Raw genomic sequence first — 21730 nt, 5'->3', positions numbered from 1 at the left:
CTTTCAGGCGACTGCAGCGGCCGCCTTGGCGGCAGCGAGCGCACGGTTGATGGATTCGGCCGCGTCGCGACCCTGTGCCACGGCCGAGACCGTCAGGTCATCGCCGCCAAGCACGCAGTCGCCGCCGGCCCATACGCCTTCGATCGAGGTTCGGCCTTCGCCATCAATGGCGATGCGGCCGGATTCCATGCGCAGCGCGCCGAGGCCCGATGCCTCGAACGTCTGGCCGATCGCCTTGAAGATCTGGTCGGCGGCGATGACGCCGACATCGCCCGTGCCAACGAGCTTGCCGTCGCGCAGCTCGGTATATTCGACCTCGATTCCAGCGACCTTGCCGTCCTTGTCGAGGATGCGCTTTGGGGCGAGCCAATGGCGGATGATGACGCCCTTGGAGGTAGCCAGATCCTGCTCGAATTCCGAGGCGTTCATGTGCTCCTTGCCGCGGCGATAGCAGATCGTCACCTCTTCGGCGCCAAGCAGTTTTGCCTGCACAGCCGCATCGATCGCGGTCATGCCACCGCCGAGAACGACGACGCGGCGGCCGATGGCGATATCGGCTTTGTTGCCGGCCTGGCGAAGGTCGGCGATATAGGCGACGGCATCGGCGACACCATCGAGATCCTCGCCTTCGGCGCGCAGCGCGTTGACGCCGGCAAGGCCGAGGCCGAGGAAGACGGCGTCATATTGCTGGGAGAGGTCGGAAAGGCTGAAATCGCGGCCGAGCGCCTGGCCGTTCTTGACCTCGATGCCGCCGATCGCAAGCACGTAATCGACTTCCTTCTGAGCGAAGTCGTCGACTGCCTTGTAGGTGGCGATGCCGTATTCGTTCAGGCCGCCGGCCTTTTCGCGGGCGTCGAAGATGGTGACGTCATGGCCGTTGACCGCGAGGCGATGGGCGCAGGCGAGGCCTGCTGGGCCGGCGCCGATGACGGCGATCTTCTTGCCGGTTGATGCGGCGCGCGAATAGAACTGCTTGTTCTCAGCCATCGCCGCGTCGGTCGCGTAGCGCTGCAGCCGGCCGATCTCGACGGGGCGCTCTTCGGCAGTGTTGCGTACGCAAGCCTGCTCGCAGAGCTGTTCGGTGGGACAGACGCGGGCGCACATGCCGCCGAGGATGTTCTGATCGAAGATCGTCTTGGCCGAGCCGATCGGATTACCCGTCGAGATCTGGCGGATGAACATCGGAATGTCGATGGAGGTGGGACAGGCCGTCATGCACGGCGCGTCGTAGCAGAAATAACAGCGGTCGGATGCGACCAGCGCCTCATGCTTGGTGAGGCGCGGGTGAAGATCGGAAAAGTTTGCATCATATTCGGCGGGCGTGAGCCTGCCTTTATGAATCCCAGTTTCCAGTCGTCCCATTGAAGTTCCCTCTTATAGTAAACGGCTAGTACTGGAACGGTAACTCAGCTTAAAAAATTTATCAAACGGTAAAATTTTGGAGGCAAAGCGTGCCGCTGGGCGTTCTTCAACCATGGAAGGACTAATTCAGGAGGGCGGCCGATCATTGCTTTAAGCATATGATTTAATTAGTTTTTTACTTTCTTAGAGCAAGGCCCCAAAGAGATCGGGGTGTGATGAGGATGGCGAGCACCCGCCTATGGGCCGATAAGCATCATCTCTGCGGTCGCGCTGAAATGTGAAAGACTGATGAATTTTTTTGGGTCTGCATGGAACCAAGGCCATGCAGCATCGTTATGTCGATGTCCTGACGATGATCGCATCTCCCGATGCACGCCCAATACGTCTCAGGACTTCTACTCACGGTCCCCTCCCGATGAGTGCAAAGCAGCCAGTGCGCCGCCCTCGCACTGGCTGTTTTATTTTGTCGCCGTTGTCAGCCTTAGCGGCGTCTCAGGATTTCATATTCAGTTTCGGGAATGGTGATCCGATAGCCGATGCTTCCGTCGTCAATGGCGAAGTCAGCGCGGCCGTTCATGGATGTCGGTACGACGCGCTCAAGCACCGTTCGGCTGAAGCTGTTGTCTTCGAACTCGTGATCGGAGGATGTGTAGAATCGTTCCGACCATGCCACTTCGATCGCCTTCTTGCCGTCGAGTTCGGCTTCCCTGCAGTTCAGCGTGATGCTGGTTGCGCCGGTCGAGATGGCGCCATGAGATGCGGAATTGACGATGAGCTCATGCAGAGCAAGGCCCAGATGCACGGCCGCATTGGGCGTCAGATGGGCATTGATGCCATAGATCGGCATGGGCACGCCGGCATCGGGCCAATAGGGTGCGAACTGCTTTTCCGCCAGTTCGAAGAGATAGGCGCCCCGCCAGCTGGAATCGGTGATGAGATCCTGCGAATTCGACAGGGATTGCAGGCGACCGCGGAACTTGATGAGGAAATTGTCGACGGAAAGCGTGTGGCGGGCCGTCTGCGTGGCGATGCCCTGAATGATGGCGAGCAGGTTCTTGGAGCGGTGCGACAATTCGCGCAGCAGCGACTTCAGCACTTTTTCGCGGTGGCGGCTTTCGGTGATTTCCGAGATGACCGACAGCACGCCCTGCGGCTTGCGCCCGCCGACTCGCTCTATTTTCAGTTCATAGATGCGTATGCCGTCGCCGCTGGCGATTTCGACCTCGGCGGTTGCCGGCCTGCCGCTGTCGAGCACGCCGCGCTTCAATCGGGAAAGATGCTCGCCGTCCTTTTCGCCGAAGAGATGTGAATCATTCCCGCCTATGACGACAGACGGCTGCAGATGATCCGGCAGATTGTCGGCATAACGGATCGAGAGATTTACATCCTGAAACAGAACGGACACACTGGCGCTCGCGAGCGCCCGCTCCATCAGAGCGGCCTTGCCTTCCAAACTCAAAGGCGCGCCGGGTAATGGTTCAGACGTATTCACCGGCTTGCCTTTCACACGCATTTTGGAAACCCCGCCGATAGGGCGTTCCCATTCGTAACAACTTGAACCGACCTATAGAATCGTCCCGGATAACAGTCGGTAAACCGGCCGTTTCGCACCCAAACGCCCGGTCATGGTCTTTGTTCCGCCGCAGGGTTTTCACTTGAATTAGGCAGCCACCTTTGTGGTTTCGTTAAAGAAGAGTGCCTGGCTGATGAGGGCCTTCACCATGTCTGGATTGAAAGGCTTGGTCACAAGGAAGGTCGGCTCCGGCCGTTCGCCCGTCAGCAGCCGCTCCGGGAAGGCAGTGATGAAGATCACCGGGATGCTGGCAGTCTTGAGGATGTCGTTGACGGCATCGATGCCGGAGCTGCCGTCGGCAAGCTGGATGTCGGCAAGCACCATGCTCGGTTTCGTCGCATTGTAGAGCGCGACCGCTTCCGCGTGTGTACGGGCGATGCCGGTGACGCGATGGCCGAGGCTTTCCACCATCTGCTCGATATCCATCGCGATCAGCGGTTCGTCCTCGATGATCATGATATCAGTCGCCACTTGGCGGGATATTTCCTGGGATGCAGTGTCAAGCAGGTGCATCGCGTCGCTTTCCGAAACGTCGAGGATATCGGCTATCTCGCCGAGGCGGAAACTTTCAACGGAGGCAAGCAGGAATGCCTGTCGAGCAAGCGGCGAAACCTTGGAAAGGTTCACAGTGGCGCGTTGTTCCCAGGCAAAGGGAGATGCCGGTTCAGTAATCTGAAGTGTTACGGAACCGAACAGCTTGGTGAACAGTTTATAGAGTGCGACACGGTCGCTGTCCGTGTCCGGAAAGATGGATATGTCGGCGATGATAGCTTCCAAAACCGCAGCAACATAGGCGTCCCCTGACGTCTGCGTTCCGGTCAAGGCACGTGAATAGCGCCGCAAGTAAGGAAGATGCGGCGCAATGCGTGTGGAAAGTGTCATCAATGGCTCCCGCCTTTTATAACATTCTAATTAAATACAGCCCAAAGGCCGCAACAACTAAGAAAACGTCAGTTGAGTAAAAAAGTTCCTCTTTGTCGGAACTTTTTTTAGGCAGTCGCATTACAATGCTTACAATCAGTGGACCTCAACCTTTACGATTCGTTAGGCATTGTTTTGATTGGGGGCGATCGGTCTTCCGGACGGGAGACTAGGGCGTCTTATTCATGAACGCGAGAAAAGTGAAAAGCGAGCGGGTTAAATGACTATCCAGAATCACGAGGACGCAGACAAGAAGACATCGGACCTGCGCGCGGTGGATATCCTCGATCCCAATAATCAGATCGGCAACCGATTGCGCTCGTTTTATGCCGCCGTGCAGGATGAGGCTATTCCCGATCGCTTTCTCGACCTCTTAGAGAAGCTCGATCGGGCGGAAAGCATGGCCTCGGCAAAGGTCTCCGAATAGGAGGGCGCGCCATGGAAACGCAAACGAGCTTCAAGCGCGAACTTCTCGCAGCCCTTCCGAGCCTCCGGGCCTTCGCCATTTCGCTGACCGGCCGTCACGACCGGGCGGATGATCTTGTCCAGGATACGATCATGAAGGCGTGGGCCAAGCAGGATCATTTCGAAATGGGCACCAACATGAAGGCCTGGCTCTTCACCATCCTGCGCAACGAGCTTTACAGCCAGATGCGCAAGAGCGGCCGTGAGGTGCAGGACAGCGACGGCGTGTTCACGGAATCGATGGCGACGCATCCGCCGCAATATGGCGCTGTCGACCTGCAGGACTTCCGCAAGGCCCTGGACCAGCTGCCGCCGGATCAGCGCGAAGCCATCATCCTTGTGGGGGCGTCGGGGTTTTCCTATGAGGAAGCTGCCGAGATCTGCGGCTGCGCGGTCGGCACCATCAAGAGCCGCGTCAATCGCGCGCGCCAGCGCCTGCAGGAATTGCTGGATATTTCCGGCGAGGCAGATTTTGGTCCGGACGCCACCTCGGCACCGTTGACATCAAAGGCATTCGCTTTCTAGAGCAGTTCCAGCAAAAGTGCGAAGCGGTTTTGCGTCCGGAACGGCGTAAAAACAAGAAAATGCTCTAAGAAAAGGCCCGGCGCTATAGACCGGGCCTTTTATCGTTACAACAATTTATTTATCGCTTCACGAGCTTCGCGCCAAATTCTCGGCAAGGCGACGATTTTGCTTTGCGGGCGTTTGTCGATTTGGAAATGCCGGATCAATCGTCTTCGTCGCGCGCGCCGAACAGATTTCCGAAGAGAAGAGCGGCGGCGATGGCCGCAGTCATCAGCGGTTGCTTGCGCACCAGGCCGAGCGCTGCTGCTGCCATCGATTCCATCGCCAGCAAACGTTCTCGGGCCTGCCGTTTCTCCTGCTGATTGATGATGGCCATAATGACGAGGACGATCAGCCCTAGCAACAGGGCACCTGCGGCAATCAGCAGGGCAGAAACCGCCGCGCCGTAGATCGTTGCCAGCCAGATGGCTGCCGCTATAAGCGCGAAGGCATAGGCCGTCAGCAGGAGGAGAGCCGCGATCACGATGAAAATACCGTTGCGCTTGGTTCGCGCAACGGTACGGTTGAATGTGCCTGACAGGAGCAGGCCGAGTATCGGGGCGATCATCCCGCCACCCTAGCGGCGAGACAGAAGCAGAGCGACGGCAAGGCCGAATGCGGCCGCCGCGCCGATCGTGGCGACGGGATGCTGGCGCACGGTCCTGCGCACTTCGCGCGAACCTCTCGTATAGCCGCGCTGCAGATCGCGCAGCAGCTCCTCACCGCGAACCGTCAGATCGTCCAAATTGGATTCGGCGGTCGCACGCAATTTCTTACTATGCCTCGTGCCGCTCTCACCGATCAGCTTGGCAAAGGCTGCAACTTCTTCGCGCAGCGACTCGATTTGATCTTCGATGCTTGCCTCGACATCGTGCAGGCTGCTGCCGTTACGCTTGCCGCGCGCCGAATGAAGGATGGATGTAGCCATGTTCAGCTCCCTTTCGCTTTGCCTCGGCGCCCGAAGGCACCTGTTATTCGCAATTATCGGAGGTCATTTGACACACCGTTGGTGGTCGCGACATTGATTTCGATCACCCGCTCTCAACGCGCGGATGCAACAAAAGGTTCCAGAAGCCCCCGGATCGAGGGCCTCAGCCGTCGAGCGCGCTATGAGCGAGGACGAATGGAGCACCATCGGCGGGAACCAGATTGACCCGCAAATTGCAGCCGAAGACGTCCTGAAGATGCCGATCGGTCAGCACATCTTCGACCGAACCCCTGGCCTGCAGCCGGCCACCCTTCAGCAGGACCATCCGGTCGGCAAAAAGCGCAGTGAGATTGAGGTCATGCATGACGGCGATAACGCCGCCGCCCCGCCGGCAGAATTGCCGGGCAAGCGTCATGATGGTGAGCTGATGACTGATGTCGAGGCTGGAGACCGGCTCATCGAGAAGCAGCCAGCACGGCCTGCCGTCTATGATGGGCTCGGAAATCTGACATAGCACCCGGGCGAGTTGCACGCGTTGCTGTTCGCCGCCGGAAAGCTCCTGATAGAAGCGCCCTTCGAAGCCGTCGAGATCGACGGCGGCGAGCGCCTCCGTCGCGGTGCGGTCAGCCTGCTCCGGATGACGGTTGCGCCCGCTTGTCAGGCCCATGCGGACAATCTCGCGGACCGTAAAGGGGAAGGAGATCGAGCTTGCCTGCGGCAGCACGCCCCGCATTTCGGCAAGTTGCCAGGCCTTGAGGCCGGCAATCTCAGTGCCGTTCATTCGGGCGCTGCCGCGATAGGCGAGTTCGCCGGAAATGGCTTTCATGGTCGTGGTCTTGCCGGAACCGTTCGGCCCGCAGATTGCCGTCAGCGTTCCGGCCTCGGCCGTGAAGGATATGTCCTCAACGACCGGTTTGCCGGCAAGCCGGACGCTCAGATTGGAAACGTCGATCATCGCAGGCTCATAGGCTGAGGCGCGAGCGCTGCCTGAGCAGCATCCACAGGAAGAACGGACCGCCGACGCCGGCCGTCAGAATGCCGATCGGCAGCTCGGCCGGAGAAACGAGGATGCGGGCAACGACATCGGCAATGACAAGCAGCGAGCCCCCGAGTAAGGCTGAAGCCGGAAGCAGGAAGCGATGGTCCGGCCCGATCACCATGCGCAGGATGTGAGGCACGACAATGCCGACGAAGCCGATGCCGCCGCTGACGGCGACGGAGGCACCGACCGCCGCGGCCACGCTGACGACCGCTATATTCTTCAGCCGTTGTACTGATATCCCCATGTGGAAAGCGGCCGCTTCGCCGAGCGTCAGCGCGTTCAGTCCGCGTGCCATGAAGGGAAGGGGCAGAAGCGAAAGGACGATGATCGGGCCGGCACCTGCGACCTTGCTCCAGGTCGAGCCCGCCAGTGATCCCATGCTCCAGAAGGTCAGGTCGCGCAATTGCCGGTCGTCGGCCACGTAGATGAGGATTCCGGTTGCCGCCAGCGCAAGCGAACCGAGCGCGATACCGGCCAGCAGCATGGTCGCGATGGAGGTCTGTCCGTACCGCGTCGCGACCTTATAAAGCAATATCGTCGTTGTCAGACCGCCGATGAAGGCGGCGATCGGCAGGGAAAAGATCCCGAAGAGATGTACGAGAGGGGCGAGCACGCCGCCACCGAGCACGATCATGGCGACCGCACCGAGGCTGGAGCCAGCAGATACGCCGATCAGGCCGGGATCGGCGAGCGGATTGCGGAAGAGGCCCTGCATGACCGCACCCGAAACCGCCAGCCCGCCGCCGATCAGGAAGCCGAGGACGGCGCGGGGCAGGCGGATATCGAAAATGACGATGCGGTCGCGGATGCTGAGGGTGCTTTCCGCGCTGCCGCTCAGCATGCCCGTTATCACGTCGATGACCGAAGCATTCGACGCGCCTGTCGTGATCGAAAAGAGAAAGGCAACGGCCGAAACCATGACCAAGCCGGCGATGACGAGGATCGCAAGTGCGGTGCGATCCCCTTGTCGGCGGTGTGCCGTGGCTTGCGACATCTGCTTCAGCCCTGCCATGGCATCGTTGAATGCCACGTCAGCCTCCGTAGATCGCCGCGTTCAGCTCGCGGATGGCGCTGGCCGTGCGCGGCCCGAAGCCGAGCAGATGCAAGCCGTCCATGCGCACGATCGCCTTGTGGCTCGCGGCCGGTGTCAGCGAAATGGCCGGCTGCTTCAGGAGGTCTTCGTTCGACATCGATAGCGGTCCCTCGCGATCCATGATCAGGATGACGTCGGGCTTGGCTTCGATGATCGCTTCGTCCGTCACCGACTTGTAGCCGGAGAAGTCGCTGATCGCATTGGTGGCGCCGGTCAGCTTGATGATGCCGTCGGCGGCCGTATTGGTGCCCGAAGCCATGATCTTGCCGTTCTGGTTGCTGAGCACGAAGAGGACGCGCTTGCGCTCGGCCTCCGGGCGCTTGTCGGAATCATTGATCGCGGCATCGAGATCGGCGGCGACCTTGGCTTCCAGGGTCTTGGCCTTGTCCGGCACCCCAAGCAGCGCGCCGACGACTTCGATCTTTTTCAGAATGCCGTCGCGATCGTAGGTCTGGGGCACGGTCTCGAAAGGGAGGCTGGCATTGCGCAGCACGGCCAAGGCTTCCGGCGGGCCGGAACCTTCCACCGCGATGATGGCTGTGGGATTGACGGCCAGGATACCTTCCGGCGATAGCGCGCGCATATAGCCGATATCGGGAAGCTTGGTCGCTTCCTTCGGATAAAGGCTGGTGGATCGCGGGCGATGAGCCGCTTCTCTTCGCCGAGCGCATAGACGATTTCGGTGACATCGCCGCCGATGGAGACGAGGCGAGACGTATCCGGCGTCTTGGCCGTTTCGGCGGCGTGCGCGTGACGCACGAAGCTCCCGAGCCCGGCGATCGGATTGGCCGGCACGAGCGGCAGGACCATCACCACCATGGTGAGCGCGATTTCCCATGGCCGAATGTGCTTGAGGTTCTTAAACATCATCATGCACCATCTCTTATGCGGCGACACTGGCGCCTGATCTCGTCAGGTTTTCCAGGATAGCGCGCCAATCACGGCGCTCATCGAAGCCTTCCTTCCGCTTGCCGAAGAACTGGATAATCATCTCGCCCTTGGCATTATAGGCCTCGAGCGAGGTGACGTGGCCGTCCTTGGTCGGCTTGCGCACGACCCATGCCTCGGCGATGTGGTCCTGACGCAAATGCAGATGGAAGGTCGGGTCCATGACGTTGATCCAGGGACCCATGGTCTGCACGTTGTGGATCGGGCCGGAATGAATCTGCACGGTGCCTTCGTTGGCGACGAAGCACATGATCGGCAGGCCCTCGCGCACGCAGGCATGCATCATTTCAGCGACGGCACCGGCATCCAGTTTCCATGCGTAATCATCGCCAACGGTGCGGATCGCGTTCTGGCGGCCGATCTTCAGCTTTTTCAGCATGCCGAAGAATTCGTGCGTATCGGTCATGCGGCTCCAATGGTCGCGCAGCTCGTCGCGGCTGACATCGCCGTCCGTCGCGCCATTGTCGTAACCTGAACGATCCTCGGCGAATTCCTGCGACTGGTCTTCGACGCGCAGTTCGGCGACCATGGTGTGATAGGCTTCGACATTCGAATCGGGGCGCAGATGCACCTTGTGGACGGCATCGCCGGCCTTGTCGAAGAACTGCAGGCTGAGCCTCATCTGATCGCCGTCGGTCTTGGTGACGGCAAAGCCATGAACCCAGCGCTTCGGAAAGATGCGCAGGTCGATATTCTCGCCAAGCACGATCGCCGCCTGCGCGCCGAATTTCATGTTCTCATAGACGCCGATTTTCTCATGCACGGCGCTTTCGTTGCGCGATAGCGCCATGATCTCGCCGAGCGAGGCGATCCGCTCCAGGAAGCGATCGACGCTGGCATCGATGCGGGTGGCCGAAATGCCGACTTCGGCCGCGACCAGCGCCGCTTCGGAAATCTCGAGGCGGGCAGCGATGTCGCGCTCGCGCATCTTCGGGTTCTCGGCGCGGAAAGCGCGAATTTCGGCGGGGGTCGGGCGGCTCATCTTATTCATCTGTCATGCCTATTTGTTGAGTATGAGTTTGCCTTGGCGCGTAATCTTCATGCGGTAGATGACGCCCTCGTGCTTGATCATGATTTCGGTCTGGCCCCGGAAAATATCCGTGCTCTCGACAATTCTTACCTGCGGTGCGGCCATGCATTGCACCGGCGGCGTAGGGGTCTTCTCAGCAATCATCCTGTTTAGTTTTGCCTGAAATTCATCTGGGGCCGAACCGTTGTGCGGCCAAATTTATCTTGACTCTCTTACTCATGGTTTCATAAACACACAATAGGATACCTATAGAGTCAAGTTTAAAATTTCGCCGATACACGCCAAGGCCGCGCTGGTCGGGCGAGCGGCGTCAAACACATACGGGAGACATGCCGATGCTGACGAAAACGATCTTGGCGCTCGCCGCCTCGGGGCTGTTTGCAGCGGCATCTTCTGTTTCTGCTTTCGCTCAGGATGCGAATTCCGCGGCACCCGCATCGGCTGCGCACAAGCTCACCGTCGAGCTCAATGCATTGGCTCCCTCGCAGAAGGGATGCATGATGACCTTCGTTGCCGAAAACGATATGGCGACACCGATCAACAAGATCTCTTTCGAGCTTGCCTTCTTCAACGACAAGAATGCCGTCGACCGGGTTACCGTGCTTGATTTCCGCGACCTGCCGCTCGGCAAGAAGCGGGTGCGGCAATTCGACATGCCAGGTGTCAAGTGCGAAACGGTCTCCCGAATCATCATCAATGATACGCCGGTCTGCGATGGTCCGGCCGCAGGTGAGTGCAAGGCCGCATTAACGACCCGCTCGCAGACCTCAGTTCTTTTCGAGGGCTGAAGCCATGGCAATGCGCTCGGCGAAAGTTTCCATCGCACGCCGCGCGGATGGCGGCATGAATGACAACTATCCGAGCGTGCTGCCCGGCCACGAACTGGCCGGCCTCGAAGGCGTGCCGCGACCGCCGGCCGGCGAAGCCGTGGCGCATTACAGCCGTTTCACGCAGATCAGCTCCTATCCGGACCATCCGAGCGAGGCTGCACCGATTGAGGTCGCGGAGCATCTGCCGATGGACGCGCTGCCTGAAAGGGCGCGAGAAACGGTTGCCGGGCGCAGGACGTCGCTGCTTTTCTCCGGCGTGGGATCCTGCCTGTTTCATGCCGCTATCGTTATCGCGCTGTTGTTTACCTTCGTCGCCACGCCTGAGGAAGCGCAGGAGGAGGCGGGCGATACCGTCAGTGTCATCATGATCGGCAATTCCGATGCCGATCAGATGGCTACGGGCGAGGAAAACCCGCAGACGGAGCCGGAGCAAGTGACCGCTGAGGCCGTGCAGCCGCAGCCGACCGAAGTCACGCCCGAACAGGCACAACCGCCCCAACCGGATGTCGTTCAACCGCAGACAGTAGAGACGCAGCAGCTTCAAACGGTTGAGCCCGTGGAGCAGACCCAGCCCACCGCAGTCGCGCCTGAGCAGCCGCAGATTTTGGCGACGCAGGTGCCGGCCGAGACGACGGTCATCCAGTCCGCCGAACCGGTGCAGCCTGTCGATAGTCAGGTTGCCGAAGCTCAGCCGACAGAGCCTCCGCCTGAGGTTGTGGCGCCGGTGGAGAAGCCGAAGCCGGTTGAACGGCCGAAGGAGGTGAAGAAGCCTGTTGCAAAGGTCGCTAAGGCAAAGTCAGGTTCACGCGGTGAGAGCGAGCAGGATTCCAAGCGGGGGTCCGCCGATGGCACCGAGGCAGCGCAATCCGATCAAAATTCTCAGTTGAATGCGCGTAAGACGGGCTCTGGCGATGCGGCAATTGCGAATTATACCGGCAAAGTGCAGGCCCGCATTAAACGCTACGTGCAACGCGTACCGTCGAAGTATGAAAAGGGCCTGACACTCGTCGTGCGTTTGACGATTGGTTCGAACGGCGAACTTCGGTCTCTTTCCGTGGCGCGCAGTTCCGGAGATTCCGGCTTGGATCAGGCTGTGATCGAGCAAGTGCGGAAGGCTGCCCCATTTCCCTCGCTGCCTTCCGAATGGGGTAAGCCGACTTGGCCGTTCACGCAGGCGGTTCAGGTCGGAGGGCGATAATAGCCGCTCTCTCGTCTAAAATATGATGAAAACTATCAACTTTATACTTTACTACAAAACTCATGTTTATTAAGGTCGCCTCACGCTCGGTGGAATCGAGCGTGGAAGAGCAACCAGCAAACGGGTGATGTATGGCGCGTAAGGGGAAGAGGGGTTCTGGCCGCGAGAGCCGCGAAGTGCAGACACCGCCGCAGGCTTCCGGGAAATCCACTCTCGATGGACGCAGCTTCCTCTATGTCGGCGGCCGCGATTGCCAGGTGGCGCATCTGCGCCAGATCGCCAGCAATTTTGGTGCCGAACTGATCCATCACGATGGCGGCCTGCGCGAGGCGGTTTCGCGCATCGACACCGTGCTGCCATCGGTCGACTGTGTGTTCTGCCCGATCGATTGCATCAGCCATGATGCCTGCCTGCGGGTTAAGACAGGCTGCAAGAAATTCGGCAAGGCATTCATCCCTTTGCGCAATGGCAGCAAGTCCAGCCTCGAGCGGGCGCTGCAGACCATGAACGAACGAGACGCTTGAAGATGATCGATCATGCCCTGACGGGTTCGTGCTGATCGGCCTGCACAAGCTGGCCGCACAGAATGGTGATGGGCTTGTGCCCGAACTCTATGAATTGTTGATGCGCCGCGACAATGACCAACGGCGGGCCGCCAATGTCGCGACATTTCCCGCCTGGAAGACGCGGCAGCCGGGACAGGCGCCGGAGCAACCGTTGGACGCGGCGAGCCGCAATGGCGCAAATGTCGTTGCCTTTGCGCCCGACGCGGATAAGACTGTCGCCCGTCGCAAGAAGGTCTGATCGTCGAACGAGGTTGCCATGTATATCGCCATGAACCGCTTCAAGGTCGTCATCGGTTTGGAGGGCGAATTCGAAGAGGTTTGGAGAGGGCGCGATTCCCGCCTATCGGACGTGCCGGGTTTTCTCGAATTTCGCCTTCTGCGCGGAAAATCGAGCGTGGAGGAGGGCTATGCGCTGTTTTCCTCGCACACGACCTGGCACAGCGAAGATGATTTCATCAACTGGACGAAATCCGAGCATTTTCGCACGGCGCACCGCAATGCGGCCGATAACAAACGGCTCTATTGGGGACCGCCGCAATTCGAAGGCTTCGCTGTCGTTCCGGGGATTTGAAGCAGCGTCGCCTACCTCGGCAAGATAGCTTTGTCTCAGGCCTTGGCCACACCGGTTCTGAAAAAGGCGCCGAGCGCTATTGCCGCCCAGCCGGCAATCATGCCCATTCCGCCCGTCGGAGCAGCCATTGGAAAGAGCGAGCCGCCGCCGAAATGCCTGTTGATGAGATCGCCGGCGAAGATCAGCGTTCCCAATCCGAGCAAGATTGCAGCAATAGGCGCTGTGCGGATACGGTCATAGCCGGCATAAAGCGCCAGTAGGGCAGGGGCGTGGGCGAGGCTCATAGTGGAGGCTGCGCCGAGGAAATGCGTGTCGCCGCCATGAGTTGCGGCTGCGGCCAGCGCGACACCGCCGCCCCCGAGAATGCCGGCGATAAACAGGGTGGCCGGACGGATTATGGCGCCGATGCTCATGTTTTCCTCATTCCCTGTTCTGCATGTGGAAAGCCAGACGTTCGACCGGCTCCCAGATGACGGCCCGCAGCTTTTCGTTTTCGATGGTCTCGTCCATGGCGCGGCGGAAGCAGAGCAGCCATTCGTCGCGCTCCTTTGGACCAATGGCGGCGACGAAATGCCGGCTGCGCAGGCGCGGGTGGCCGCGCTTTTCGATGTAGAGCTGCGGCCCGCCGAGATAACCGGTCAGATATTCGTAGAATTTCTCCTGCGAGCCTTCGAGACTCGGCGGGTGCACGGCGCGGCAATTTGCGGCCTCCGGCAGCGTATCCATCAATTCGTAAAAGCGTGATGTAAGCGCCCGCACGGTTCGGTCGCCGCCGATCGCTTCGTAGAGTGTGATGGTTTCTTCGCTCAAGCCCAGGCCCCTGTTTGCGATGTCCTAGATGGCAACTCAGGAGCGCTGTCGCAACTGTGCAAGCGGCCGGTGCGGCGTTTCGGCGCTACTATTTTTTGACAGTCAGCTGGAAAGCATCGCTTTCCCCAGGGATGAGCTCGAGCGGCCAAACGGTCTGGCGCGTCTTTCTTGGATACTCGTGGCTGTAGGCGGGCATGCTGGAGAGCAGGATTTCCGCCAACTCGACGCCAAGATCGTGCACGGACGTGCGAAAGCAGGTCAGCGCCGGCTGCAGGAATTTGGCGCGCGGCGCCTCGCGGAAGCTGACGACCGCTATATCGCGCCCAGGGATGATGCCGGCTTCCATCACGCGCCGATAGAAGCCGATCGCCATCAATTCATAGATCAAGATCACAGCCGTCGGCCCGTTTTCGAGGCGCAGCAACTCGTCGGCAACCTGATAGCCGCCTTGTTCGCTCGATTTGGCACGAATGACGAGCGCGGGATCATAGTCGATGCCATGCCGCTCCAGCGCCCGGCGATAGCCATCGACGAAGATGAAGCCGAGATTGATGTCGCTTGAGGGTGCGCTGACCGCGATGCGGCGATGTCCATGCGCGACGAGCCGGTCTACGGCGGCATTGGCGACGCCGTCAAAATCGAGGTCGGCCCAGGGGTGCTGCGTGCCCGACAGGCTGCGGCCAAGCGCTGCGAAGGGGATTTTCGCCTTGGCGAGCAGGTCGAAGCGCTTGTCGACGCGCTGCGTCTCCGAGATGATCAGCGCATCCACGATCCGTCTCGCGACCATGCGCTTCAGATATTCATAAGGGTCCTCGTCATGCGGGCAGGGGAGCATGATGAGATCGAGCTTGTGGCGGGAGAACACGCTCTGCAGCCCACCCGTCACCGTCAGAAAGAAATTGTCGCTGTTTTCAACCGTTTCCCGGCTGGATTGGATCATCAGCCCGATGACGTTCGTCGTGCCCTGCCGCAGGCTGCGGCCGGATTGGTTGGCGACATAGCCGAGCTGCTCGGCAGCGGCGAGCACGCGCTTGCGGGTCTCCTCGTTGACATCAGGCTTGCCGTTCAATGCGCGTGATACTGTGCCGATCGAGATATCGAGATGCTCGGCAAGCTGACGAATTCCCTTCATCGGCCGCGGTTTTCCTCCATGCGCCATTTTCCGTAGTCCTCCTCTATTGACACAGGAAAATCTTTTCGCATAGTATCGTAAACGTTTACGGAGCGCGTGTCATGAGGGGTAATGCACGGCCCGCAGGAGGATATCGTGAAATTTAATGCCATTTTTTGCGGGTGCGGAGCTATGTCCAAAGGCTGGCTCAGGGCTATCGCCTCGACGCCGGCGCTTGCCGAATCCATTCAGATTGTCGGCCTGGTCGATCTCAATCGGGCGACCGCTGAAAGCCTTGCGAAAGAATTCTCTCTCGACGGTGCCGTCATCGGCTCCGACCTCGCCGAGGTCATTGCTGCGACTAAGGCGGATCTGGTCTTCGATATCGTCATTCCGGCTGCGCGCTTCGGCGTGGTGTCGACGGCACTGAAGGCCGGCTGCCATGTGCTGAGCGAAAAGCCGATGGCGACGTCGCTGGCCGAAGGTACCGCTCTGATCAAGCTTGCGGCAGAGACGGGTAAAGTTCATGCCATCATCCAGAATCGCCGCTTCATCTCCGGCATCCGTCGCATGCGACGCTTTGTAGAGGAGGGGGCGATTGGCGAGCTGACGGGCGTCCATTGTGATTTCTTCCTCGGTCCGCATTTCGGCGGATTCCGCGAGGAGATGGACAATGTGCTGTTGCTCGACATGGCGATCCACACCTTCGATGCCGCTCGCTTCGTGTCCGGCAAGGTGCCGCTCTCGGTCTATTGCCTTGAAAAGAACCCGGTAGGCTCCTGGTACAAGCATGGCGCATCGGCGCATGCGCTCTTCGACTTTTCCGATGACGTCGTCTTCAGCTATCGCGGTTCCTGGTGCGCCGAGGGTCGTCGCACGAGCTGGGAAAGTGAGTGGCGGCTCACCGGCAGCAAGGGCATGCTGACCTGGGACGGCGAAGAGAATTTCGAAGCGGCCATTGCCGGCAACGAGCCAGGTCTGCTGCACGGCTTTACGCCGATCGAGGTCCCCGGACCGAAACATGAAGAGGAGACGCACGGCCACGCCAGCGTCATCGCATCCTTCATCGAAGCGATCAAAACGGGCAAGCCGCCCGAGACGGCGAGCTCTGACAACATTCGCAGCCTTGCCATGGTTCTAGGCGCCATTGAGAGCGCCAAGACCGGCCGGCGTGTCGACATTTCAGCACAAGGACAATGAGATCATGACAAATCCGGCAAAGGCCATCCGCATCGGCACGATGATCAGGGCGACGAACGAGGATGCTGCCCAGAACATCGCCAAGATCGCCGATCTCGGCTTCGAGAGCTTCGAGCCCTTCTTCTGGCAGAGCACCAACGGTCAGAATCTTGCGGAACTCGGCAAGCGCTGCCGCGAGGCCATCGGCGACCGCGACATCACGATCTCGACGCTCGGCATGTTCGGCAATCCGCTCGAGGAGCGTGAGATGGATCTGCAGACGTTGCAGGGCTGGAAGGATTGCATCGACAACGCCCATCATTTTGGCGCGACCTGCGTTGCCGGCTTCACCGGCCGTATCCGCAACCAGCCGCTCACAGACAGCCTGCCGCGTTACAAGCAGATCTGGAGCGAGCTTGCCAAGCGTGCGGCCGACAAGGGCATCAAGATCGCCTTCGAAAATTGTGCCATGGACGGCAACTGGGCGACCGGCGATTGGAACATCGCGCATAATCCGGATGCGTGGGAGCTGATGTTCAACGAGACCCCGGATGATAATCTCGGCCTCGAATGGGAACCGTGCCATCAGATGGTCTATCTGATCGAGCCGCTGCCGCAGATCCGCAAATGGGCGAAAAAGATTTTCCACGTCCACGGCAAGGATGCGACGATCCGCTGGGATGTCATCAAGGAGCACGGCATCTTTGGCAAGGAGAAGTTCGTCTTCATGCGCACGCCGGGCTTCGGCGACAGCAACTGGACCGACATCATCTCCGAACTGCGCTTGGCCGGCTGGTCCGGCTCCATCGACATCGAAGGCTGGCATGACCCGGTCTATCGCGATGCACTCGAAATGACTGGCCAGGTTCACGGCCTGAACTATCTCAAGGCAAGCAGGGGCGGGGACTTCGTCGAGTAATGCATGCATTTGCAGAACTGCATCGATTTAGAAGGCAAGTTGTGCGTTAATGAAATGCCCTGAGTGATCGACGCTTAGGGCATGACGGAAACCCGAACGGAGGAACCCGAGCGTCCGCACCTTGCCCCATGGGACAGGCGGGCGCTTGGCGCAGGTAAGAGGAAAACGCCGATGGCAGCGCGGGCCATGTCATCGGACAGATACCGTCACGGTTCGCATGGTGGAGGAGAATGTATGAATATTTTTTCGAAGCTGGCGATCTCCGCCGGCATGTCGCTTCTGCTTGCCGCCGGTGTGGCACAAGCGCAGGGCAAGACATTTAACGTCTGGTGGTTCGAACTGCCGGATACTTCGCAGGCCAAGGCATGGACCAAGGCGCTCGAAGAGCTGAAAGCCAAGCATCCCGACGTTACCATCAATTTCGAGCAGAAGACCTTCGAGCAATTGCAGAAGGCAGGCAGCCTCATCCTCAATTCGGATCAGGCCCCGGATGTTCTGGAGTACAACAAGGGCAATGCCACGGCTGGCCTCGTTGCCTCGCAGGGCCTGCTGACACCGCTCGACGATCAATTCAAATCGCGCGGCTGGGATAAAATCCTAAACGAAACCAACAGCCAGCTCAGCAAATACGATGGCAACGGCATCTATGGCTCTGGTCCGATTATCGGCATTCCCGTCTATGGCGAATTCGTTTCGGTTTTCTATAATATCGACATGTTCCAGGCCAATGGCGTGAAAGTGCCGACTACGCTCGACGAATTCGAAGCTGCGCTGGACACTTTCAAGAAGAAGGGCATTACGCCGCTTGCCTATGGTACGGTGGATTCCAACGCGCAGCACCTGGTCTATACGCTTGCACTGACGCAGGCTGACGATACCTGGGTCAAGAACTATCAGGGGCTGAAGGCACCGCTTGATACCAAGCCCTTCCTGTTTGCCGCCCAGAAGATCGCCGACTGGGTGAGCAAGGGTTATATTTCGAAGGATTCGACCGGCCTGAAGGGCACCGGCGGCGCCGACAATCTCTTCTCGTCGGGCACAGCGCCGATGTTTGTCAGCGGCACCTGGAACAACGGCAACTTCGCGAGCTCGATCAAGACCTTCAAGTGGAGCCAGTTCATCTTCCCGACCCCGAAATACAGCGTGGGTTCGACCGGCAACCTGTTCATGGTGCCGAAGAGCGCGAAGAACAAGGATCTCTCCTACGAGTTCATCGATCTTGTTCTGAGCAAGGAAAACCAGAACATGCAGGCCAATCTCGGTGGCGTTGCCATTGCCGCCGATCCGGCCTCGGTCACTGACGAAGTCGGCAAGCGCAACGTCGAGCTCTTCAACCAAATCTCCAGCAAGGGCGGCCTCGGCTTCTACCCGGACTGGCCGGTGCCTGGCTACTACGAACTGCTGATCCAGGCGACCACGGGTCTTGTCAACGGTTCGACCACACCTGATCAGTTCGCGGCGCGCCTGAAGAAGGCCTACGACGACGTGCAGGCAGCGCAGTAACACCATCGGCGACAATCACAACGGCAAGACGGCTTTGATGCCGCCTTGCCGTATCGGACTGGAGGATTTCGATGGATAAGTCGAAGAGCGCCGGCAGGGCGGGGTACTATTTCTACATGATCCCCGGCGTGCTCGGGTTTGTTCTCGTCGTGCTCGTTCCGCTGATTGCCAATTTCGTCATCAGCTTCACGACATGGAAGGGCGGCGTTATTCCGCCGCGATATGTTGGCTTTGAGAATTATCAGCGGCTGCTTCACGATGCGGCTTTCTGGGGTTCCATCCAGCACACGCTGCTGTTCATCATCTCGATGACGATCGTGCCCATCATATTGGGGCTGGTGCTGGCGGCGGTGCTATTCGACTATATCAGTGCGCAATTCAGCCAGACGTGGTCGAGCTTTTTTCGCGCAGGCTTCTACCTGCCGCAAATCCTGCCGCTGACAGCCGCCGGCGTGCTGTGGGCCTGGATTCTCAACCCCATCGGCATCATCAATGCAGTGCTGAAGGCGATCGGCCTGGATTTCATGGCGAAGAACTGGCTGGGCGACGCCACCTATGCGCTGTGGGCGGTTTCGGCCGTCATCGTCTGGGTGCAGGTGGGCTATTGCCTGGTCGTGTTCATGTCCGGATTGGCACGAGTCGATCCTTCGCTGTACGAGGCCGCCGAGCTCGACAATGCGAGCTGGTTCGCGCGTTTCCGCGCCATCACCATTCCGATGCTGATGCCTGAAATTTTCGTCGTCGCGCTGACGACGCTGATTGCGGCGCTCAAGGTCTTCGCGCCGATCTATGTTCTGACGTCGGGCGGACCGGACAATGCAACGACGGTCCCATCCTATCTGTCATACTATCATTTCTTCACGACGAACCGCGTCGGATATGCGGCAGCCATCGCGACGCTGCAGACGGTCATGACCATCATACTCGGCATCCTCTTCCTGCGTATGCAGTCGAAACAGGCCGAAGGAGGGCATTGAGATGGCAACGGCATCCTCGATTTCCACACACGTCGTTTCGACTGAACATCGCGCAAGAAGGGGTTTCGGCCGCTGGGTCGTTCTGGGCATCCTGCTGGTTTTCCTTGCAGGCACGCTCTTTCCGTTCTTTCTCGCGGCAGTCAACGCTATCAAGACGCCCTCCGACTATGCCGCCAATGGTCCGCTTGCTCTTCCGCACAGCTTCGATCTGACGGCTCTTAAGAACTTCTGGGCCACCGTCGATTTCCCCCGCAAGCTTTTCAACAGTATCCTTATCAGCGGATGCACCGCAATTCTGGCCGTCGTTCTCAGCTTGCTGAATGCCTATGCCATCGGCATAGGCCGCGTGCGTGGCGGGCAAGGGCTTCTCGTCCTGCTGTTGATATCCATCATGGCGCCGCAGGAGGCTTTGGTCTATCCGCTTTACTATATGTCGAAGCAGGTCGGACTGTTCGACTCGATGCTCTCGGTTATCCTGATCATCGGCGTGCTGCATACCGCGTTCGGGACCTATCTTCTGTCTTCCGTGCTGGCGACCTTTCCGCGCGAGATCATCGAGGCGGCGCAGATCGATAATGCCAGCCGCTGGCAAATCCTCTGGATGGTGATCGTGCCGGTGCTCAGACCGACGCTTGCTGTGCTTGCGACCTTCTTCTTCATCTGGACCTGGAACGAGTTTCTGATCCCGCTGGTATTCCTCGTTTCCAACAACAATCAGACGGTCTCGGTCGCCATGGGCGTGCTGTCGGGCGCCAATACACAGGATCCGACCGCGATTGCGGCGGCTTCGCTGCTCGGCATAACGCCGACGATTATCTTCTTCCTTATTTTCCAACGGACCCTGACGCGCGGTGTCGCGGTCGGTGCTGTCAAATAACCAATGCGGAAGCCCCGTTCGGCGAAAGCCGCCGGGCGGGGCGCGACGAATGGCAAGTTCGATAAATTCGATTTTCCGCAGGAGGCGTAAAGTGGCAGGTATCAATATTAAATCCCTCACCAAGCATTTCGGTGCCGTGCAGGTTCTGAACGACATCGATCTGACGATCGAGCGCGGCGAGTTCGTCGTCTTCCTCGGCGGCTCGGGCTGCGGCAAGTCGACCTTGCTGCGCATGATCGCTGGTCTCGAGACGATCACCAGCGGCGAGATCTGGATCGGTGGAAAGCGGGTCGACCAACTGCCGCCCGGCGAGCGCGGCGTGTCGATGGTCTTTCAATCCTACGCGCTCTATCCGCACATGACGGTTCGCGACAACATGTCCTTCGGCCTGAAAAACATCAAAACGCCCAAGCACGAGATTGCCAGGCGCATCGAAGAAGCCGCGAAGATCCTGGAAATGCCGCACCTTCTCGATCGCAAACCCTCGGCACTCTCCGGCGGCCAGCGCCAGCGTGTCGCGATTGGCCGCGCCATAGTGCGCGAGCCGGATGTGTTCCTTTTCGACGAGCCGCTTTCCAACCTCGATGCCGGTCTGCGCACACGTACGCGCGTGGAATTGGCGCAGCTGCATGAGCGGCTCGGCGCGACGATGGTGTTCGTGACGCACGACCAGGTGGAGGCGATGACACTCGCCGACCGTATCGTGTTGCTCAACAACAAGAAGATCGAGCAGGTGGCGACCCCCGTCGAGATCTACACGCGCCCGGCGACGCGCTATGTCGCCCAATTCGTCGGCTCACCCGGCATGAACTTTATCAATATAGCCGGCCTGAATGAAGCGGGCGGGCTGGCGACGGCAACGCTGCCGGATGGCTCTGTCATTAAGACAGCGGTCGCGCTCAATGGTCTCGCGAATTCCGGACTGACGCTCGGCATCCGTCCGGAGCATCTGGTGGTTACGGCGGCGGAGAAGGGTGATATCGGTGGTCAGGTCGAGACCATCGAACGCTTGGGCGACCGTTCGCTTGTTCACGTCCGGCTCAAGGATGGCTCGAAGATCATCGGCACGGATCCCGGCATGACGACGATCACGACCGGCTCGCCGATTGCCTTTACCGTTGACGCAGCAAAGGTGAGCATCTTCGATGAGAACGATGCCGCCCATCATTCCGTAAACTAAGGAGGGAGGACACAAAGATCAGCCATTTTCGATAAGCTTCAGAGGCGATCAAGTAGGTCGTTGACGAAACCGTCCAACTGGTA

At 59.4% G+C, this 21730-nt stretch carries 25 protein-coding genes and 1 pseudogene; 13 read left to right on the top strand and 13 right to left on the bottom strand.

Features of this window, described 5'->3' with window-relative positions; translation table 11 throughout:
• Positions 1-3: 3 nt before the first annotated feature.
• The 3 genes from ACK83U_RS10915 to ACK83U_RS10905 all read right to left on the bottom strand — a co-directional run bounded on the left by ACK83U_RS10915 (position 4) and on the right by ACK83U_RS10905 (position 3817).
• A complete protein-coding gene (locus ACK83U_RS10915) occupies positions 4-1362 on the bottom strand; it encodes an NAD(P)-dependent oxidoreductase (protein ID WP_112415446.1) in 1359 nt (452 codons plus the stop codon).
• Positions 1363-1843: 481 nt separating this feature from the next.
• On the bottom strand, positions 1844-2875 hold the full coding sequence (locus tag ACK83U_RS10910) for a sensor histidine kinase (protein WP_112604528.1): 1032 nt from the start codon (positions 2873-2875) through the stop codon (positions 1844-1846).
• Positions 2876-3022: 147 nt separating this feature from the next.
• Complete coding sequence (locus ACK83U_RS10905; protein WP_015340816.1) at positions 3023-3817, bottom strand: response regulator; 795 nt, start codon at positions 3815-3817, stop codon at positions 3023-3025.
• A gap of 259 nt (positions 3818-4076) precedes the next feature.
• Between ACK83U_RS10905 and ACK83U_RS10900 the strand changes: the two genes are divergently transcribed.
• Together ACK83U_RS10900 and ACK83U_RS10895 are read left to right on the top strand one after the other, a co-directional pair.
• A complete protein-coding gene (locus ACK83U_RS10900) occupies positions 4077-4283 on the top strand; it encodes a NepR family anti-sigma factor (RefSeq protein WP_112334893.1) in 207 nt (68 codons plus the stop codon).
• A gap of 11 nt (positions 4284-4294) precedes the next feature.
• Complete coding sequence (locus ACK83U_RS10895) at positions 4295-4846, top strand: RNA polymerase sigma factor (RefSeq protein WP_112334892.1); 552 nt, start codon at positions 4295-4297, stop codon at positions 4844-4846.
• Between the two features lie 202 nt (positions 4847-5048).
• Here ACK83U_RS10895 and ACK83U_RS10890 read toward each other — a convergent pair whose 3' ends face one another.
• The 7 genes and pseudogenes from ACK83U_RS10890 to hemP all read right to left on the bottom strand — a co-directional run bounded on the left by ACK83U_RS10890 (position 5049) and on the right by hemP (position 10070).
• Positions 5049-5453, bottom strand: coding sequence for a hypothetical protein (locus ACK83U_RS10890; protein ID WP_112604531.1), 405 nt, complete (start codon positions 5451-5453; stop codon positions 5049-5051).
• Between the two features lie 9 nt (positions 5454-5462).
• Positions 5463-5813, bottom strand: a complete 351-nt coding sequence (locus tag ACK83U_RS10885) for a glycine zipper domain-containing protein (RefSeq protein ID WP_112604534.1) — start codon at positions 5811-5813, stop codon at positions 5463-5465.
• A gap of 163 nt (positions 5814-5976) precedes the next feature.
• Positions 5977-6768, bottom strand: a complete 792-nt coding sequence (locus tag ACK83U_RS10880) for a heme ABC transporter ATP-binding protein (RefSeq protein ID WP_112334890.1) — start codon at positions 6766-6768, stop codon at positions 5977-5979.
• A gap of 7 nt (positions 6769-6775) precedes the next feature.
• Positions 6776-7867, bottom strand: coding sequence for a FecCD family ABC transporter permease (locus ACK83U_RS10875; protein ID WP_412474846.1), 1092 nt, complete (start codon positions 7865-7867; stop codon positions 6776-6778).
• Positions 7868-7886: 19 nt separating this feature from the next.
• Positions 7887-8821, bottom strand: a pseudogene (locus ACK83U_RS10870) (heme/hemin ABC transporter substrate-binding protein).
• A gap of 10 nt (positions 8822-8831) precedes the next feature.
• Positions 8832-9887: a ChuX/HutX family heme-like substrate-binding protein gene (locus tag ACK83U_RS10865; protein ID WP_112604542.1), complete on the bottom strand. Its 1056-nt coding sequence runs from the start codon at positions 9885-9887 to the stop codon at positions 8832-8834.
• 9 nt (positions 9888-9896) lie between these two features.
• Positions 9897-10070 (bottom strand): hemin uptake protein HemP, encoded by a 174-nt coding sequence (gene hemP, locus ACK83U_RS10860; RefSeq protein WP_112604556.1) that lies wholly within the window; start codon positions 10068-10070, stop codon positions 9897-9899.
• A 191-nt stretch (positions 10071-10261) separates the two neighbouring features.
• On the opposite strand from hemP, the gene ACK83U_RS10855 reads away from it, so the two are divergent.
• The 5 genes from ACK83U_RS10855 (at position 10262) to ACK83U_RS10835 (ending at position 13091) form a co-directional block, all read left to right on the top strand.
• Entirely contained in the window at positions 10262-10714 is a 453-nt protein-coding gene (locus ACK83U_RS10855; protein WP_112411514.1) for a hypothetical protein, read from the top strand.
• Between the two features lie 4 nt (positions 10715-10718).
• Positions 10719-11954 (top strand): TonB family protein, encoded by a 1236-nt coding sequence (locus ACK83U_RS10850; protein WP_412474593.1) that lies wholly within the window; start codon positions 10719-10721, stop codon positions 11952-11954.
• A gap of 131 nt (positions 11955-12085) precedes the next feature.
• Complete coding sequence (locus tag ACK83U_RS10845) at positions 12086-12478, top strand: DUF2325 domain-containing protein (protein ID WP_112604559.1); 393 nt, start codon at positions 12086-12088, stop codon at positions 12476-12478.
• 28 nt (positions 12479-12506) lie between these two features.
• Entirely contained in the window at positions 12507-12758 is a 252-nt protein-coding gene (locus ACK83U_RS10840) for a hypothetical protein (protein ID WP_112604562.1), read from the top strand.
• Positions 12759-12776: 18 nt separating this feature from the next.
• Positions 12777-13091, top strand: a complete 315-nt coding sequence (locus ACK83U_RS10835) for an antibiotic biosynthesis monooxygenase family protein (protein WP_112604565.1) — start codon at positions 12777-12779, stop codon at positions 13089-13091.
• Positions 13092-13126: 35 nt separating this feature from the next.
• On the opposite strand, the gene ACK83U_RS10830 is transcribed toward ACK83U_RS10835, so the two are convergent.
• The 3 genes from ACK83U_RS10830 to ACK83U_RS10820 form a co-directional block, all read right to left on the bottom strand.
• Complete coding sequence (locus ACK83U_RS10830; protein WP_112604569.1) at positions 13127-13504, bottom strand: DUF423 domain-containing protein; 378 nt, start codon at positions 13502-13504, stop codon at positions 13127-13129.
• Between the two features lie 7 nt (positions 13505-13511).
• A complete protein-coding gene (locus tag ACK83U_RS10825; protein ID WP_112334881.1) occupies positions 13512-13901 on the bottom strand; it encodes a group II truncated hemoglobin in 390 nt (129 codons plus the stop codon).
• An 88-nt stretch (positions 13902-13989) separates the two neighbouring features.
• Positions 13990-15033, bottom strand: a complete 1044-nt coding sequence (locus tag ACK83U_RS10820; protein ID WP_112604572.1) for a substrate-binding domain-containing protein — start codon at positions 15031-15033, stop codon at positions 13990-13992.
• Between the two features lie 135 nt (positions 15034-15168).
• Between ACK83U_RS10820 and ACK83U_RS10815 the strand changes: the two genes are divergently transcribed.
• The 6 genes from ACK83U_RS10815 (at position 15169) to ACK83U_RS10790 (ending at position 21647) form a co-directional block, all read left to right on the top strand.
• The gene (locus ACK83U_RS10815) at positions 15169-16212 is read left to right on the top strand and encodes a Gfo/Idh/MocA family protein (RefSeq protein ID WP_112605591.1); all 1044 of its coding nucleotides are present in this window, start codon (positions 15169-15171) and stop codon (positions 16210-16212) included.
• Between the two features lie 4 nt (positions 16213-16216).
• On the top strand, positions 16217-17110 hold the full coding sequence (locus ACK83U_RS10810; protein ID WP_112334879.1) for a sugar phosphate isomerase/epimerase family protein: 894 nt from the start codon (positions 16217-16219) through the stop codon (positions 17108-17110).
• 234 nt (positions 17111-17344) lie between these two features.
• Entirely contained in the window at positions 17345-18613 is a 1269-nt protein-coding gene (locus ACK83U_RS10805; RefSeq protein WP_112604574.1) for an ABC transporter substrate-binding protein, read from the top strand.
• A gap of 71 nt (positions 18614-18684) precedes the next feature.
• A complete protein-coding gene (locus ACK83U_RS10800; RefSeq protein ID WP_015340796.1) occupies positions 18685-19590 on the top strand; it encodes a carbohydrate ABC transporter permease in 906 nt (301 codons plus the stop codon).
• 1 nt (position 19591) lies between these two features.
• Positions 19592-20467 carry a carbohydrate ABC transporter permease gene (locus tag ACK83U_RS10795; protein ID WP_112604577.1) on the top strand — a complete coding sequence of 292 codons (876 nt, stop codon included), beginning with the start codon at positions 19592-19594 and terminating at the stop codon, positions 20465-20467.
• Between the two features lie 91 nt (positions 20468-20558).
• Complete coding sequence (locus ACK83U_RS10790) at positions 20559-21647, top strand: ABC transporter ATP-binding protein (RefSeq protein ID WP_112399191.1); 1089 nt, start codon at positions 20559-20561, stop codon at positions 21645-21647.
• The last annotated feature ends 83 nt before the right edge of the window (positions 21648-21730 follow it).

Origin of the sequence: Rhizobium sp. WW22, assembly GCF_047041135.1 — a bacterium.
Classification (GTDB): domain Bacteria; phylum Pseudomonadota; class Alphaproteobacteria; order Rhizobiales; family Rhizobiaceae; genus Rhizobium.
Note: the sequence above shows the minus strand (reverse complement) of the source record. Positions and strands in the feature narration are given on the sequence as shown.